This is a genomic window from Janibacter indicus (assembly GCF_900176385.1).
GTDB lineage: Bacteria > Actinomycetota > Actinomycetes > Actinomycetales > Dermatophilaceae > Janibacter > Janibacter indicus.
The window spans coordinates 1-16,178 of record NZ_FWXN01000005.1 but is presented as its reverse complement, the minus strand read 5'-3'; the positions used below and the strand labels follow the sequence as shown (position 1 = coordinate 16,178).

At 68.7% G+C, this 16,178-nt stretch carries 9 protein-coding genes; 7 read left to right on the top strand and 2 right to left on the bottom strand.

The genetic code is table 11. From position 1 onward, the window contains the following. The first annotated feature begins 10 nt into the window (after positions 1-10). The 7 genes from B9B60_RS06745 (at position 11) to B9B60_RS06715 (ending at position 11,493) form a co-directional block, all read left to right on the top strand. Positions 11-1,972 (top strand): APC family permease, encoded by a 1,962-nt coding sequence (locus B9B60_RS06745; RefSeq protein ID WP_143445496.1) that lies wholly within the window; start codon positions 11-13, stop codon positions 1,970-1,972. Beyond that, positions 1,969-3,276, top strand: a complete 1,308-nt coding sequence (locus B9B60_RS06740) for a class I SAM-dependent RNA methyltransferase (protein ID WP_084450432.1) — start codon at positions 1,969-1,971, stop codon at positions 3,274-3,276. The genes B9B60_RS06745 and B9B60_RS06740 overlap by 4 nt, the downstream gene beginning before the upstream one ends. A gap of 114 nt (positions 3,277-3,390) precedes the next feature. Further along, positions 3,391-6,192, top strand: coding sequence for an aconitate hydratase (locus B9B60_RS06735; protein ID WP_084450431.1), 2,802 nt, complete (start codon positions 3,391-3,393; stop codon positions 6,190-6,192). A gap of 138 nt (positions 6,193-6,330) precedes the next feature. Then, a complete protein-coding gene (locus tag B9B60_RS06730) occupies positions 6,331-6,774 on the top strand; it encodes a hypothetical protein (protein WP_084450430.1) in 444 nt (147 codons plus the stop codon). A 102-nt stretch (positions 6,775-6,876) separates the two neighbouring features. Then, a complete protein-coding gene (gene dxs, locus B9B60_RS06725; RefSeq protein WP_084450429.1) occupies positions 6,877-8,739 on the top strand; it encodes a 1-deoxy-D-xylulose-5-phosphate synthase in 1,863 nt (620 codons plus the stop codon). A 121-nt stretch (positions 8,740-8,860) separates the two neighbouring features. Next, positions 8,861-10,924, top strand: a complete 2,064-nt coding sequence (locus B9B60_RS06720) for an acyltransferase family protein (RefSeq protein ID WP_084450428.1) — start codon at positions 8,861-8,863, stop codon at positions 10,922-10,924. A 77-nt stretch (positions 10,925-11,001) separates the two neighbouring features. Further along, entirely contained in the window at positions 11,002-11,493 is a 492-nt protein-coding gene (locus B9B60_RS06715) for a GntP family permease (protein WP_200811174.1), read from the top strand. Between the two features lie 120 nt (positions 11,494-11,613). On the opposite strand, the gene B9B60_RS06710 is transcribed toward B9B60_RS06715, so the two are convergent. Then, a complete protein-coding gene (locus tag B9B60_RS06710; RefSeq protein WP_084450427.1) occupies positions 11,614-13,155 on the bottom strand; it encodes a helix-turn-helix domain-containing protein in 1,542 nt (513 codons plus the stop codon). A 152-nt stretch (positions 13,156-13,307) separates the two neighbouring features. Beyond that, positions 13,308-16,019, bottom strand: coding sequence for an excinuclease ABC subunit UvrA (locus tag B9B60_RS06705; protein ID WP_084450426.1), 2,712 nt, complete (start codon positions 16,017-16,019; stop codon positions 13,308-13,310). Positions 16,020-16,178: the final 159 nt, after the last annotated feature.

Genomic DNA, 16,178 nt, shown 5'->3' with positions numbered 1-16,178 from the left:
CGGTCGCGCGATGCGCAGCGATCGGCTCGGCGAGACCCTCCTTCCCAAGAAGCTCGCTCTCCCGGTCTTCGCGAGCGATGCGCTCAGCTCGGTCGCCTATGCCCCGGACGAGATCCTGCTGACGCTCGGTCTCGCCGGTGGTGCCCTCGCGGTCACCCAGTCGTGGCCGGTCGCGCTCGCCGTCGTCGCCGTCATGGTCGTCGTCGTCGCCAGCTACCGGCAGAACGTCCACGCCTATCCCTCCGGCGGAGGGGACTACGAGGTCGCGAGCACCAACCTGGGCCCCAAGGCCGGGCTCACGGTCGCGAGCGCGCTCCTCGTCGACTACGTCCTGACGGTGGCGGTGTCGATCTCCTCGGGGGTGCAGAACGCCGCGGCGGCCTTCTCGTGGATCCGCGGGCACGAGGTCCTCGCGGCGCTCGTCCTGATCGCCGCCCTCACCGGCATGAACCTGCGCGGTGTGCGGGAGTCCGGCAAGGCCTTCGCCATCCCCACCTACCTCTTCATGCTCTCGGTCGTGGGCATGGCCCTCGTCGGGCTGGTCCGCCGCACGGCCGGGACGCTGCCGCCGGCCGAGAGCGCCGACCTGACGCTCGCCCCCGAGCCGGGCATGGAGCAGCTGGGCACCCTCGCGATGGCCTTCCTGCTCCTGCGGGCCTTCAGCTCCGGCTGTGCCGCCCTGACCGGTGTCGAGGCGATCAGCAACGGCGTGCCCGCCTTCCGCAAGCCCAAGAGCGCCAATGCGGCGACGACCCTGCTCCTCATGGGCGCGATCGCGGTGACGATGCTCCTGTCGATGATCGCGCTGGCGACGTGGACCGGGGTCAAGGTCGCCGAGGACCCGGGCCAGCAGCTGCTGCGCGACGGCGTGCCGGTCGGCGACGGCTACGTCCAGCACACGGTCATGGCCCAGGTGGCGATGTCGGTCTTCGACGGGTTCCCCGCGGGGGTCGTCCTCGTCTCGGTCGTCACCGGCCTGATCCTCGTGCTCGCGGCCAACACGGCCTTCAACGGCTTCCCCGTCCTCGGCTCGATCCTCGCCCGCGACGGCTACCTGCCGCGCCAGCTGCACACCCGTGGCGACCGGCTCGCCTTCAGCAACGGCATCATCCTGCTCGCCGCCTCGGCGGCGCTGCTCATCGTCATCTACGACGCCCAGGTGACCAAGCTCATCCAGCTGTACATCGTCGGCGTCTTCGTCTCCTTCACGCTGAGCCAGATCGGCATGGTCCGGCACTGGAACCGTCACTTGGCGGTGGAGAAGGACGTCCCGGAGCAGCGGCGGATGATGCGCCGCCGGGCGATCAACGCCGTCGGCGCGGCGATGTCCGGGACCGTCCTCGTCGTCGTCGTGCTGACGAAGTTCACCCACGGGGCAGGGTTCGCCATGGCCGCGATGGCCGGGCTCTTCCTCCTCATGGGGGCGATCAGTCGGCACTACCGGCACGTGAGCCAGGAGCTCGCTGTCCCGGAGGGGGACACCAAGCACCAGATGCTCCCTTCGCGCGTGCACGCGATCGTCCTCGTCAGCACGATCCACCGACCGACCCTGCGGGCCCTGGCCTATGCCTCCGCGACCCGTCCCTCCCGGCTCGAGGCGATCACCGTCGAGGTCGACCACGACGCGACCCGTGCGCTGCAGGGCGAGTGGGACCGTCGGGGCATCCCGATCCCGCTCAAGGCCCTGGACTCGCCCTATCGCGAGATCACCCGCCCGGTCGTCGACTACGTCAAGTCGATCCGCTCGGGCAACCCCCGGGACCTCGTCGTCGTCTACATCCCGCAGTACGTCCTGGGTCACTGGTGGGAGCAGGCCCTGCACAACCAGTCGGCGCTGCGGCTGCGCAGTCGCCTCCTCTTCACCCCGGGTGTCATGGTGTCCTCGGTGCCCTGGCAGCTCGCGAGCTCCGAGGGCGCCGAGGAACGCATGGACGGCCCGGTCGCGGGCGACGTACGACGAGGTGGAGCATGACGAGGCCGAGCGCAGACGAGCTGACCGTGGGGCACGAGGTCGACGTCGAGGTGGGCCCCGTAGCGCACGGCGGGCACTGCGTGGCCCGTCACGAGGGGCGGGTGCTCTTCGTGCGGCACAGCCTCCCGGGTGAGCGGGTGCGTGCCCGCATCACCGAAGGGGGTCCCGGTGACCGCTTCCTGCGGGCCGATGCCATCGAGGTCCTCGACGCCTCCGCGCACCGGGTCGCGCCCCGCTGCCCGGTGTCCGGGCCCGGAGGGTGCGGCGGCTGCGACTTCCAGCACGTCGAGACCGCCCACCAGCGCGAGCTCAAGGCGACGGTCGTCGCCGAGCAGCTGAGTCGGCTCGGGGGAGTCGAGCGGGAGGTCGTCGTCGAGCCGCTCGCCGACGACGACGGGCTGCGCTACCGCACCCGGGTCGAGTTCGCCGTGGCCGACGAGCGGGTCGGGCTGCGGCGCCACCGCAGCCACGACGTCGTCCCCGTGACCGGCTGCCCGATCGCCGTGGCCGAGATCGACACGGCGCTCGCCGACACCCTCGCCGAGACCGGCGGCGCCCCGGCCGCACTCGAGGGCATCGGCGCGCTCGATGTCGTCGTGCCCTCCGGCGAGGCGGACACCGTCGTCGTCGAGGTCCCGCAGGACGCGCCGACGCCACCGATCACCCTGACCGAGACCGTCGTGACGCCGGCGGGGGAGCGCGCGCTGCACGTCGACGCGCGTGGCTTCTGGCAGGTGCACCGCGATGCTCCCCGCAGCTTCGTCGCCGCCGTCCTCGACGCGGCCGACGTGCGCCCGGGGGAGCGGGTCCTCGACCTCTACAGCGGCGTCGGCCTGCTGTCCCTGCCGCTCGCCGAGGCGGTCGGTCCGCAGGGACAGCTCATCGCGGTCGAGTCCGACCGTCGGGCGACGGAGCACCTGCGCGACAACCTCGCCGGCCAGCCGTGGGCGCTCGTCGTCCCGGGTCGGGTCGACGACCTGCTCGGCGTGCCCCGCAAGGGGCGTCGCCGGGGGCCGCGCCGCCCGGCGCGCTCCGACCTGCTGCCGCCGAGCGCCGATGTCGTCGTCCTCGACCCGCCGCGCACCGGGGCCGGCCGCCAGGTGGTCGAGGCGCTGATCTCCCTTCGCCCGCGGCGCCTCGTCTACGTGGCCTGCGACCCGGCGGCGCTGGGGCGCGACACGGCCTACCTCGCGGAGCTCGGCTACGAGATGGCCGACCTGCGAGCCTTCGATGCCTTCCCGATGACCCACCACGTCGAGTGCGTGGCGACCTTCGAGGCGAAGGGGGCGCCGCCCACCCCGTGACAGGGGAGGGGGCCGTGGGGAAGAGTGACGGTGAGCGTGCCCGTGGGTTCGCGTCCGCGGGCGCTGTGATAGTTTTATCTTGACGTCAAGATAACCACGACAGAGGAGTCGACTGTGGCCAGCTCGAACACCTTCAACGCCAAGGACACGCTCACCGTCGGTGACGAGTCCTACGAGATCTACCGGATCGACAAGGTCGAGGGCTCGAAGAACCTGCCCTACAGCCTCAAGGTCCTGCTGGAGAACCAGCTGCGCACCGAGGACGGCGAGAACGTCACCGCCGACCACATCAACGCGCTCGGCTCCTGGGACGAGAACGCCCAGCCTGACACCGAGATCCAGTTCACGCCCGCCCGCGTGATCATGCAGGACTTCACCGGCGTGCCGTGCGTCGTCGACCTGGCCACCATGCGCGAGGCCGTCGCCGAGCTCGGGGGCGACCCGACGAAGATCAACCCGCTCGCGCCCGCCGAGCTGGTCATCGACCACTCGGTCCAGATCGACGCCTTCGGCACCGCGGACGCCTTCGCCCGCAACGTCGACTTCGAGTACGAGCGCAACAACGAGCGCTACCAGTTCCTGCGCTGGGGCCAGACGGCCTTCGACGACTTCAAGGTCGTCCCCCCGGGCACCGGCATCGTCCACCAGGTCAACATCGAGCACCTGGCCCGCGTCACGATGACCCGCGACGGCGTCGCCTACCCCGACACCTGCGTCGGCACCGACTCGCACACGACGATGGAAAACGGCCTGGGCGTCCTGGGCTGGGGCGTCGGCGGCATCGAGGCCGAGGCGGCCATGCTCGGCCAGCCCGTCTCCATGCTCATCCCGCGCGTCGTCGGCTTCAAGCTCTCCGGCTCGATCCCGGCCGGCGCCACCGCGACCGACGTCGTCCTGACGATCACCGAGATGCTGCGCGACCACGGCGTCGTCGGCAAGTTCGTCGAGTTCTACGGCGAGGGTGTCGCCCAGGTGCCGCTGGCCAACCGCGCCACCATCGGCAACATGAGCCCCGAGTTCGGCTCGACCGCCGCGATGTTCCCCATCGACGACGTCACCCTCGACTACCTGCGCCTCACCGGCCGCTCCGAGCAGCAGGTCGCGCTCGTCGAGGCCTACGCCAAGACGCAGGGCATGTGGCTCGACCCGGCCGTCGAGCCCCGCTTCTCCGAGTACCTCGAGCTCGACCTGTCGACGGTCGTCCCCTCGATCGCCGGCCCGAAGCGCCCGCAGGACCGCATCGAGGTCAGCAAGGCCAAGGAGCAGTTCCGCGGCGACCTGAAGAACTACGTCGTCGACGGCAACGGCATCGAGAAGTCCTCGGTCGACACCGAGCTCGCCGGCACCTTCCCGGCCTCCGACGCCCCGAGCCACGAAGCGCTCGAGGCGTCCGAGAGCGCCGGTCGGCCGTCGCACTCCGAGCCGCGCGCCGACGGTGACCGGGCCTCCAACCCGGCCAAGGCCGTCATCGACGGTGCCGAGGTCGAGATCGACCACGGCCACGTCGTCATCGCCTCGATCACCAGCTGCACCAACACGTCCAACCCGTCGGTCATGATGGCCGCCGCGATGCTCGCCAAGAACGCCGTCGAGCGCGGCCTGCAGGTCAAGCCCTGGGTCAAGACGTCGATGGCGCCCGGCTCCAAGGTCGTCACGGAGTACTACGAGAAGGCCGGCATGTGGCCCTACCTCGAGAAGCTCGGCTACCACCTCGTCGGCTACGGCTGCACGACCTGCATCGGCAACTCGGGCCCGATCATCGAGGAGGTCTCGCAGGCGGTCAACGCCAACGACCTCGCCGTCACGTCGGTGCTCTCCGGCAACCGCAACTTCGAGGGGCGCATCAACCCCGACGTGAAGATGAACTACCTCGCGTCGCCGCCGCTGGTCATCGCCTACGCGCTCGCCGGCACGATGGACTTCGACTTCGAGACCGAGGCCCTCGGCCAGGACGCCGACGGCAACGACGTCTTCCTCAAGGACATCTGGCCCAACCCGGCCGACGTCCAGAGCACGATCGACACCGCGGTCACGCAGGAGATGTTCACCGAGAAGTACGCGGACGTCTTCGCCGGTGACGAGCGCTGGACCTCGCTCGAGACCCCCGAGGGCAACACCTTCGAGTGGGCCGACGAGTCGACCTACGTGCGCAAGCCCCCGTACTTCGAGGGCATGAAGATGGACCTCGACGCCGTCGAGGACATCTCCGGTGCGCGCGTCCTGGCCAAGCTCGGTGACTCGGTCACGACCGACCACATCAGCCCGGCCGGTGCGATCAAGGCCGACAGCCCGGCGGGCGTCTACCTCGCCGAGCACGGCGTCGAGCGCAAGGACTTCAACTCCTACGGCTCGCGCCGCGGCAACCACGAGGTCATGATCCGCGGCACCTTCGCCAACATCCGCCTGAAGAACCAGCTGCTCGACGGCGTCGAGGGTGGCTTCACCCGCGACTTCCTCGGCGACGGCGGGCAGACGACGATCTTCGAGGCCTCGGAGAAGTACATCGAGGCCGGCGTCCCGCTCGTCGTCCTCGCGGGCAAGGAGTACGGCTCGGGCTCGTCGCGTGACTGGGCGGCCAAGGGCACGCGCCTGCTCGGCGTCCGCGCCGTCATCGCCCAGTCCTACGAGCGCATCCACCGCTCCAACCTCATCGGCATGGGCGTCATCCCGCTCCAGTTCCCCGAGGGGCAGAGCGCCGACTCCCTCGGCCTGGACGGCACCGAGACCTTCGACATCGCGGGCATCACCGAGCTCAACAACGGCTCGACGCCCAAGACGGTCAAGGTGACGGCCACCAAGGACGGCGGGGAGACCGTGGAGTTCGACGCGGTCGTGCGCATCGACACGCCCGGTGAGGCGGACTACTACCGCAACGGCGGCATCCTGCAGTACGTGCTGCGTTCGCTCGTCGGCTGATCTCCGACGCACCGCTGAAGGGGGTGGCCGCACCTACGGGTGGCCACCCCCTTCGTCGTGCCGTCCGGTCTTCCTGCATTGCCGTCGGGCAATGCGCAGGGTGGTGCGTCGTCACCTCGACGACGTACACTCGAACACGTGTTCGATCAGTCCGCGCGTCCGCCGGTGCGCACGGCGCTGCCCGGGTCGCCGGGTGCGCGCACGGCCGCGGCCGGGGCGAAGGGGGGACCGCCGGGCTGGCCGGACCGGGTCCCGCCGCCCGGGGTGCGCGGGTGGCAGCCGGCTGCGGTCTCGTGGCTGCTCGACCTGTGCCCGCCGGACTACCGCGGGCACGCGGTCCTGAGGCGGCACCCGGCGGCACTGGCCTGGCTCGCCGAGCAGCACGTCGCCGCCCAGGTCGAGGCGATGCGGCAGGCCTATCGCACGGTGCGGGTCGACCTCGCCGAGGCCCTGCCCGAGGGGACCGTCGACGCACTGCTCGTCTGCCTCGAGCACGAGGGGCTGCGGCTGCGCTCGGCGCAGCGGAGCATCCTGCTCATCCGGGAGGCACTCGACGGGAGCGTCTTCGTCGACCGGTTGTGACCCCCTTCGTCCGATGCGGTGACAGGCTGGGCAGGTCACAGCCACTACCCAGCCTGCGAGACGTAGACTCGGGCGGTCCCCGACACCGGAAGGAAGCCCAGCGTGGCAGTCCTCGAGACGATCACCTCTCCCGCCGACCTCAAGCGGCTCCCGGAGGAGCTGCTCGACACCCTCGCGCAGGAGATCCGCAGCTTCCTCGTCGCCGAGGTCTCCCGCAGTGGCGGGCACCTCGGGCCCAACCTCGGGGTCGTCGAGCTGACCATCGCCCTGCACCGGGTCTTCGACTCGCCCGACGACACGGTCGTCTTCGACACCGGTCACCAGTCCTACGTGCACAAGCTGCTCACCGGGCGTCAGGACTTCAGCGCGCTGCGCACCCGCGGCGGCCTGTCGGGCTACCCGAGCCGCGCCGAGTCCGAGCATGACGTCGTGGAGAACAGCCACGCGTCGACGTCGCTGTCGTGGGCCGAGGGCATCGCCAAGGGCTACCGGCTGCGCGGCGAGGAGCGTCACGCCGTCGCCGTCATCGGCGACGGAGCGCTCACCGGCGGCATGGCCTGGGAGGCGCTCAACAACATCGCCGCCGACAAGGACCTGCCGCTGGTCATCGTCGTCAACGACAACGAGCGCTCCTACGCGCCGACGATCGGCGGGCTCGCCGACCACCTCGCGATGCTGCGCACCAACCGTCAGTACGAGCAGGTGCTCGACTGGGGCAAGGACAAGCTCAACCGCACGCCGGTCGTCGGGCGGGCCGCCTACCAGGCCTTCCACTCGATGAAGAAGGGTGCCAAGGACTTCTGGGCCCCGCAGGGGATGTTCGAGGACCTCGGCATCAAGTACCTCGGCCCCGTCGACGGGCACGACGAGGCGAGCGTCGAGCAGGCGCTGCGCCGCGCCAAGGCCTTCGGCGGGCCGGTCCTCGTGCACGTCATCACGCAGAAGGGGCGCGGCTACGAGCACGCGGTCGGCGACGAGGCCGACCAGTTCCACGCCGTCGGCAAGATCAACCCCGAGACCGGGCTGCCGCTGGAGATCGCGGGTCGTTCGTGGACCGACGAGTTCGGCGACGAGATGCTCGCCCTGGGGGCGCAGCGCCCCGACGTCGTGGCGATCACCGCCGCGATGATGATGCCCGTGGGCCTGCAGCCCTTCGCCCAGGCCCACCCCGACCGGATCTTCGACGTCGGCATCGCCGAGCAGCACGCGACGACCATGGCCGCGGGCCTGGCCTTCGCCGGGATGCACCCGGTCGTCGCGATCTACGCGACCTTCTTGAATCGCGCCTTCGACCAGCTGCTCATGGACTGCGCCATGCACAAGGCCGGGGTGACCTTCGTCCTCGACCGCTCCGGGGTCACCGGCCCCGACGGGGCGAGCCACCACGGCATGTGGGACATGTCGCTCGCTTCCCTCGTGCCCGGGCTGCGCCTCGCGGCCCCCCGCGACGGCCACCAGATCCGGGTGGCGCTGCGTGAGGCCGTCGACGTCGAGGACGGCCCGACGCTCATCCGCTTCCCCAAGGGCAGCGTCGCCGACCCGATCGAGGCGCGTGCCGTCGTCGACGGGCTCGACGTGCTCGCCGGCGACCCGGAGGTCGACCCCGAGATCCTCCTCGTCGCCGTGGGCTCCATGGCCGGCACCGCCACGACCGTCGCCGAAAAGCTTGCGGCAGAGGGCCACTCGGCTCTCGTCGTCGACCCGCGCTGGGTGCTCCCGGTGCCGGCGGCGCTCGTCGACCTCGCCCGTCGGTCCGGTCGGGTCGCGGTCATCGAGGACAACAACGTCTCCGGTGGCGTCGGTGCCGAGGTCTCCCGGGTCCTCGACGAGGCGGGGGTCGCCGCGCCGGTGCACCGCTTCGGCCTGCCCAAGGAGTTCATCGACCACGCTTCACGGGCCCAGGTGCTCGAGAGCGTCGGCCTGACCCCCGAGCCGATCGTCGAGCGGCTGCGCGCGCACCCCTGACCCGAGCACGAGGCGAAGGGGGCGAACCTTCCCTTCGACGTGGTGCGGAGTGGCTCCGGTACGCATCGGCGTTGCTGTGCCAGCATGCACACGACCCGACAACTGACCGAGAGCACGAGCGGTGAAGCGCAACGACCTGAAGGCCCCGCGGACTGCAGGTCTGTCGACCGCCGGCTCGCACCACCGGACGGACATCCAGGGGCTGCGGGCGCTTGCCGTCGCCGCGGTCGTTCTGGCGCACGCAGGGGTGTCCTGGCTGGGCGGTGGGTTCGTCGGGGTCGACCTCTTCTTCGTCCTCTCCGGCTTCCTCATCACCGAGCTGCTCATCCGGGAGTGGCAGCGCCACGGGCGGGTCTCCCTGCCGAACTTCTGGGCGCGCCGCGTCCGGCGGCTCCTGCCCGCCTCGGCCCTCGTGCTGGTGGTGACGGCCATCGCCTCGGCCTTCCTCCTGCCAGCCGCCCAGCGCCGGCCGGTGTCCGTCGACATCGTCTGGTCGGCGCTCTTCGCGGCAAACTGGCGCTTCGCCGACCAAGGGACCGACTACTTCGCCGCCGATCGTGCCGTCAGTCCCGTGCAGCACTTCTGGTCGCTGGCCGTGGAGGAGCAGTTCTACGTCATCTGGCCCTTCCTCGCCGTCGCATGCGGCGTGGCCGGGGCCTCACTGGTCAGGCGAGTCGCACCGCAGCGCGACCCGGGGGAGGGCATCCGGTGGGTCTTCGGCGCCGTGGCCGCGGTGGTCGTCGTGGCCTCGTGTCTCTACTCGATCCGGCTGACGGGTGACAACCAACCCCTCGCCTACTTCGGGACCTTCAGCCGGGCGTGGCAGCTGGCGGTGGGCGCACTGCTGGCGTCAGGAGTGCCGCTCGTGCGCCGGTTGCCCGGCATCGTTCGCCACCTGCTCGCCGTCACCGGGCTGGCAGCCTTCGCGTGGGCGGTGCTCTCCCTCGAGGAGACGGGTGGATCATCGAGCTACCCGGGGACCGCGGCCCTGGTGCCGACTCTCGGGGCAGGCGCACTCGTCGCCGCCGGCACCGGAGGGAGCCACCTCCTCGGGCCGGTCCTCGCGCTGCGACCGCTGCAGTGGCTGGGTGACCTGTCCTACTCGCTCTACCTGTGGCACTTCCCCGTCCTGATCATCGGTGCCGCCTACCTCGACCCCGCCGGCTGGACCGTCCGCAGCGCACTCGTGGCCGTGGCCGTGGTCGCGGCGTGGGCCTCCTACGTCTGGCTGGAGACGCCGCTGCGCTCCCTGCCTCGACTGGCTCGCAGCGCCCGCACATCCATCGCCCTCGGTCTGGCTCTCGTCGTCGGGTCGTCCGCGGTCGCCGTGGGCGCCCCGCGCGTGGCGCCGTCCGAGACCAAGGTCCTCAACGCCGACGGGGAGGAGGTCGACCTCGGCCGGGTGCTCGTCGACCCGCTCTTCGACCTGCGCGATGACCCACGGGCCCCGGGCTGCACAGCGGTGGCCTTCGACGACACGACCAACGATGAGTGCCTGCGCGGCGACCCGCACGGCGACAAGCGTGTCGTGCTGCTCGGGGACAGCCACGCGGGCTCGATCGTGCATGCCCTCGACCCTGCCGCACAGCGGGCCGGGTGGCGGCTGAACATCTGGTCCAAGCCGGCCTGCCCCATACCCGATGTGCCCTACTACGACGCCGGACGCCGGACCCGCAACACCCCGTGCGAGGAGTGGAAGGCCGCGGTCTTCGAGCGCGCCGTTGCGGCCGACCCCGACGTCGTCGTCCTCACCAGCTCGATGAACGACGCGAAGGAGGTCATCGATCCGTCGACCGGGGAGCGACTGGACGCCAGGACCTCGCGTCCGCGGATCATCGCGGGGTACCGCAAGAGCATCGAGTACTTCACCTCGCGAGACATCCCCGTCGTCGTTATCCAGGACTGGCCCAAGGCTCCGCAGCAGATCCCGGACTGCCTGCTCAAGACCAAGGACGCGCGGAAGTGCGCCTTCGGCAGGTCCTCGATCCCGCGCCCCGAACCCCAGGCCCTGAAGGGTCTCGACGGAGTACGCCTGCTGCGGATCGACGATGCCTTCTGCGGGAAGCGGACCTGCTCGCCGCTCCCGGGCAGGACGTTGGTGTACAGGGACAACAACCACCTGACACGCACCTATGCCAATTCGCTGGCGCCGCTCATCCAGCGCGAGATCTATGACCGCTATTGAGGCATGTTGTCGTCGTCAGCCATGAGTTGAGGGCAAGTGTGGTGCGACAACCCACGCCACGGCATGACCGCCACCGGTTGACTCACGCCATCAAGGGTGCGGTCAACGAGGGCACGATGGGCTCGCTGCTGCCGATCTTCAACACCGCCTCCGAGGTCGGCTACGGGGCGGTCATCAGCTCGCTCGCGGCCTTCACGACGATCAAGGACGCCGTCCTGGGCGTCTCGGGCAACCCGCTCATCTCGCTGGCCCTGTCGGTCAACGTCCTCGCCGGCATCACCGGTTCGGCCTCCGGCGGCATGAGCATCGCGCTCGAGGCCCTGGGCGACCAGTTCAAGACGATGGCGGTCGAGCAGGGCATCTCGCTCGAGCTCGTCCACCGCGTCACGGCGATCTCCTCGGGTGGCTTCGACGCCCTGCCGCACAACGGCGCCGTCATCACGCTGCTCGCCATCTGCGGCCTGAGCCACCGCCAGTCCTACAAGGACATCGCGGTCGTCGCCATCGCGGTCCCGGTCCTGGCGTTGGTCACGATCATCGTCCTGGGGTCGCTCTTCGGCAGCTTCTGACGCAGGCCCTGTGACGAAGGCGCCGCCCTGAGAAGCGTGCCGGCGCCGTCACGAAGGGAGGCCCCACCGGATCACCCGGTGGGGCCTCCCCTTCGTCGTGGACCGTCGTCCGCGGGGGTGTCAGCCGATGTCGCGGAAGGGCTGCACACTGGCGCCCAGTGCGTTGAGCCGTTCCGCGAGGTCCTCGTAACCACGGTTGATGACGTAGACGTTGCGCAGGTAGGACGTGCCCGGGGCGGCGAGCATTGCCAGCAGGACGACGACTCCTGGGCGCAGCGCGGGCGGGCAGGTGACCTCGTTGGCGCGCCAGCGAACCGGGCCCTCGACGAGCACGCGGTGGGGGTCCATGAGCGTGACCCGGCCACCGATTTTGTTGAGTTCGGTGAGATAGATCGCGCGGTTGTCGTAGACCCAGTCGTGGATCGTCGTCGTGCCTTCGGCGCAGCTGGCGATGAGCGCAAAGAAGGGCAGGTTGTCGATGTTGAGGCCCGGGAAGGGCATCGGGTGGATCTTGTCGATCGATGCCTTGAGCGGCCCGGGATGGGTCGTGATGTCGACCAAGCGGGTGCGGCCGTTGTGGGCGAGGTACTCCTCCGAGAGGGAGTACTGCATGCCCATGCCGGTGAGCGTCGCCAGCTCGATCTCGAGGAACTCGATGGGGGAGCGGCAAATGGTGATCTCCGACTTGGTGACCACGGCGGCCGCGATCAGGCTCATCGCCTCGATCGGGTCCTCGCTCGGCGAGTACTCGACGTCGACGTCGATCTCGCTCACGCCGGTGACCACGAGTGTGGTCGTGCCGATGCCCTCGACGCGGACGCCGAGCTTCTCGAGGAAGAAGCACAGGTCCTGGACCATGTAGTTGGGCGAGGCATTGCGGATCGTCGTGCGGCCCGGGTGACGGGCGGCCGCCATGAGCGCATTCTCCGTGACGGTGTCGCCGCGCTCGGTGAGGACGAAGGTTTTGTCCTGGCTGCCCTGCCCGACGACCTTGGCCTCGTACCAGCCGTGGGTCGCTTCGACGTCGAGGCCGAAGTGGGTCAGCGAGGTCATGTGCGGCTCGACGGTGCGCGTGCCGAGGTCGCAGCCACCTGCGTAGGGCAGGCGGAAGCTGTCGAACTCGTGGAGCAGGGGGCCGAGGAACATGATGACCGTGCGGGTGCGTCGCGCGGCCTCCTCGTCCATGGCGTCGAGGTTGATCCGCTCCGGGGAGATGATCTCCAGGTCGGAGCTGCCGGGCAGCCAGCGCGTCTTGACGCCGATGGAGTCGAGGACCTCGAGGATCCGGTTGACCTCCTCGATGCGGGCGAGGTTGCGCAGGGTGGTCGTCCCCTTGTTGAGCAGCGAGGCGCACAGCAGCGCAACGGCGGCGTTCTTGCTCGTCTTGACGTCGATGGCGCCGGACAGCCGACGGCCGCCTTCGATCTTCAGGTGCACGGCGCCGCCGCTCGAGGTACGCGTGAGGGCGACGAGCTCGGTGTCGAGCGCTTCGCTGATCCGCGCGAGGCTGTCGAGGGTGAGGTTCTGCCCCCCGGCCTCGATGCGCGCGACGGCGCTCTGGCTCGTCTCGAGCTTGGTGGCGAGGTCGGCTTGGGACAGGCCAGCGCGGTGACGCGCCTCCTTGATCGTCGTGCCGATTCGGGCGAGGTAGTCATCAGACATACCAACCACGGTAACCCATATACGAGATAGGCGTCGCTCGTCGTCGTTCCCCGCGTGTCGCCGGTCAGCGCGATCGGCACGCGAGGTGCAGGACGTGCGGTGCCGCGAGCATGGACAGACCGGAGCGAGATGTCATCACACGCGCAACTGCCTCAGGCAACGACTGTGTCCACCCTCGAGACGGCAGCAGCCTCTTCGAGCGCAGTGGCCAGATAACGTGATGAAGCGCTCGTGGACGAACCGGCGACCTCTGCTGGAGTGCCGGCCGCGACGACCTGTCCGCCGTCGCCCCCAGCACCGGGCCCGAGATCGATGACGTGATCGGCCTGTGCGATGACTCGCATGTCGAGCTCGACCATGACCACGGTGTTCCCGGCGTCCACGAGTGTTTGCAGGTGAGCTACGAGCCGGTCGGTATCGGCGCAGTGCAATCCGGAAGTTGGTTCATCGAGGACGTAGAGCGTGTCGCCGCTTTGAGCCCGCTGCAGCTCGCTGGCCAGCTTGACTCGCTGGGCCTCACCACCAGAGAGCTCGGTTGCGGGTTGGCCGAGACGTAGGTAACCGAGTCCGACATCGAGGAGCGCGGTCAGGGAGCGCATGATGTCGGCCTCTCCCTCGAAGAATTCGTGCGCATCCTCAACGCTCATAGCGAGGATCTCCGCGATGTTGCGTCCGTGCCAGAGGATCTCGAGAGTGCTCGACTGGTAGCGGGTGCCATGACATTCCGGGCATTCCGTGTACACGGAAGGGAGAAAGAGCAGCTCAACCATGACTGATCCCTCTCCCTCGCAGGTCGGGCAACGGCCGCCGGCGACGTTGAATGAGAATCTCCCGGGCTTGTAGCCGCGTGCACGAGATTCCGGGGTCTCGGCGAATCGGCGACGTACGTGGTCAAACATGCCGGTGTAGGTTGCGACGTTCGACCGAGGTGTGCGTCCGATCGGTTTCTGGTCGATGGTTACTACCCGGCGAACTCCAGTGAGGTCACCCGCGACAGAACCCTCGAGCTCCTGGGAAACATCGGAAAGCAGCATGTCATCGCCGTCGGGCACTGGCTCATCAGTTGTGATGGGGCGTCCGAGATGCTCACTGACCAAGGTCGGGAGAACTTGGCTGACGAGACTGGATTTGCCTGACCCCGACACACCTGTGACTGCTGTGAGTGCACCCAACGGGATCTCGACGGAGATGCTCCGCAGGTTGTTGCGCGAGATCTTCTCGAGACGCAACCACCCGCGTGGCTTCCTTGGCTCATGAAGGGGGAGCCCGTTGCCGCCGAAGAGGTAGTCTCGGGTGGCGGATTCCTCGACGTCAGCCAGTCCTTCGGTCGGGCCGCTGTAGATGACACGCCCTCCGCGTTCACCTGCGGCGGGCCCGATGTCCACAAGCCAATCCGCACGCCGCATCACGTCGACGGAGTGCTCGACGATGAAGAGGCTGTTACCGCGCTTCTTGAGCCCCTGGAGGACGTCCAACAGCGCACTGACATCTTGCGGATGGAGCCCGGCGGAAGGTTCGTCCAACACGTAGACGACGCCGAAAAGTTCGGAAGTCAGCTGGGTTGCCAAACGCAGACGCTGAAGTTCTCCGCCGGAAAGGGTCGGGGACGTGCGATCCAACGACAGGTAGCCCAGGCCGAGATCGATGATCGGACGGATCCGATCGACGAGTCCGGTCCCCAAGCGGACGGTTGCGGCCAGCTTTTCGACCGATTGGTTCTGGGTTCGGCGGACATCAGAAGCCGCGGAATGGGCTGACCCTCCGGCTGCCACGCGCTCTTCGTGTGCTTCGCGACGCGGGGCTTCGTCCAGGGCCTCACCCGACGAGCGAGACTCGTCACCGGCACCGTCAGTTGCGCTTTCCGCCGCGACGACTGCGGCTTCGATGACAGACAAGACTTCATGCAAGGGCAGCTGTGAGAAGTCGGCGATGTCGAGCTGCTCAAAAGTCACCGATAGCGCTTCCGGCTTCAAACGTTTGCCATGGCATGCGGGACACGGGACCGACGTGAGGAACTGAGCAACACGGCGTTTCATCGATTTGCTCTTCGTATTCGCGAATGTGTCAAGCACATAGCGACGCGCTCCTACGAAGGTTCCGGAATAGCTTGGCTCGACTCCGGCGTCCATGGCTTCACGCGCTTCAGCAAGGGTGAGTCGTGAGTAAACGGGAACGTAAGGCGTTTCATCCGTGTAGAGGATCCAGTCGCGGTCTTTCTTCGGGAGGTCCTTCCACGGCACGTCGACGTCGTAACCAAGCCCGACGAGGACATCTCTCAGTTGGTGCCCATGCCACGCCGTGGGGTACGAGGCGATGGCGCGCTCTCGGATCGTCAGTGTCGGATCGGGGACCATCGTGTCCTCTGGCACGTCGTAGACCCGACCGATTCCGTGGCATTCCGGGCAAGCGCCCTCGACAGTATTGGTCGAAAAGTCCTCTGCATAGAGCATCGGCTGCCCATCCGGATATGTACCCGCGCGGGAGTACAGCATGCGAACCAGGCTGGAGAGCGTCGTGATGCTTCCGACCGTTGACCGGGTGCTGCGCCCGCCGTGTTGTTGCTGCAATGCCACGGCGGGCGGCATTCCGGTGATGGAGTCCACCTCGGGGACTCCCGCCTGGTCGATGAGGCGCCTGGCATACGGTGCAACCGATTCCAAGTAACGTCGCTGGGACTCCGCATATAGCGTGCCGAAGGCCAGCGAGGACTTGCCCGAGCCAGAGACGCCGGTGAACACCACCATGGCATCACGCGGTATTGACAGGTCGATGTTTTTGAGGTTGTGCTCGCGGGCGCCGCGCACTCGAACGTCCGGTTGAATGAAGGCCGAGTTTTCATCAGTCTGCGCGGAGGGCGGGGTCATGAGCCAACGTTATCAACCATGGGCGGGAGTTACGGGCTCTCCGCATTTGAGCGGGGCGTGTGCTGATTTCATGCTGCTGGTCTCTGCCCTCGGGTGAGGGCGATGTGGACCATGATGCGCCTTCGGTAGTTGTCCATGTTGGTGAAGCCGCATCCGACA

Coding starts and splice junctions, on each gene's coding strand:
- B9B60_RS06745 (WP_143445496.1), top strand. CDS start 11: ATGCGCAGCGATCGGCTCGGCGAGACCCTCCTTCCCAAGAAGCTCGCT.
- B9B60_RS06740 (WP_084450432.1), top strand. CDS start 1,969: ATGACGAGGCCGAGCGCAGACGAGCTGACCGTGGGGCACGAGGTCGAC.
- B9B60_RS06710 (WP_084450427.1), bottom strand. CDS start 13,155: ATGTCTGATGACTACCTCGCCCGAATCGGCACGACGATCAAGGAGGCG.
- B9B60_RS06705 (WP_084450426.1), bottom strand. CDS start 16,019: ATGACCCCGCCCTCCGCGCAGACTGATGAAAACTCGGCCTTCATTCAA.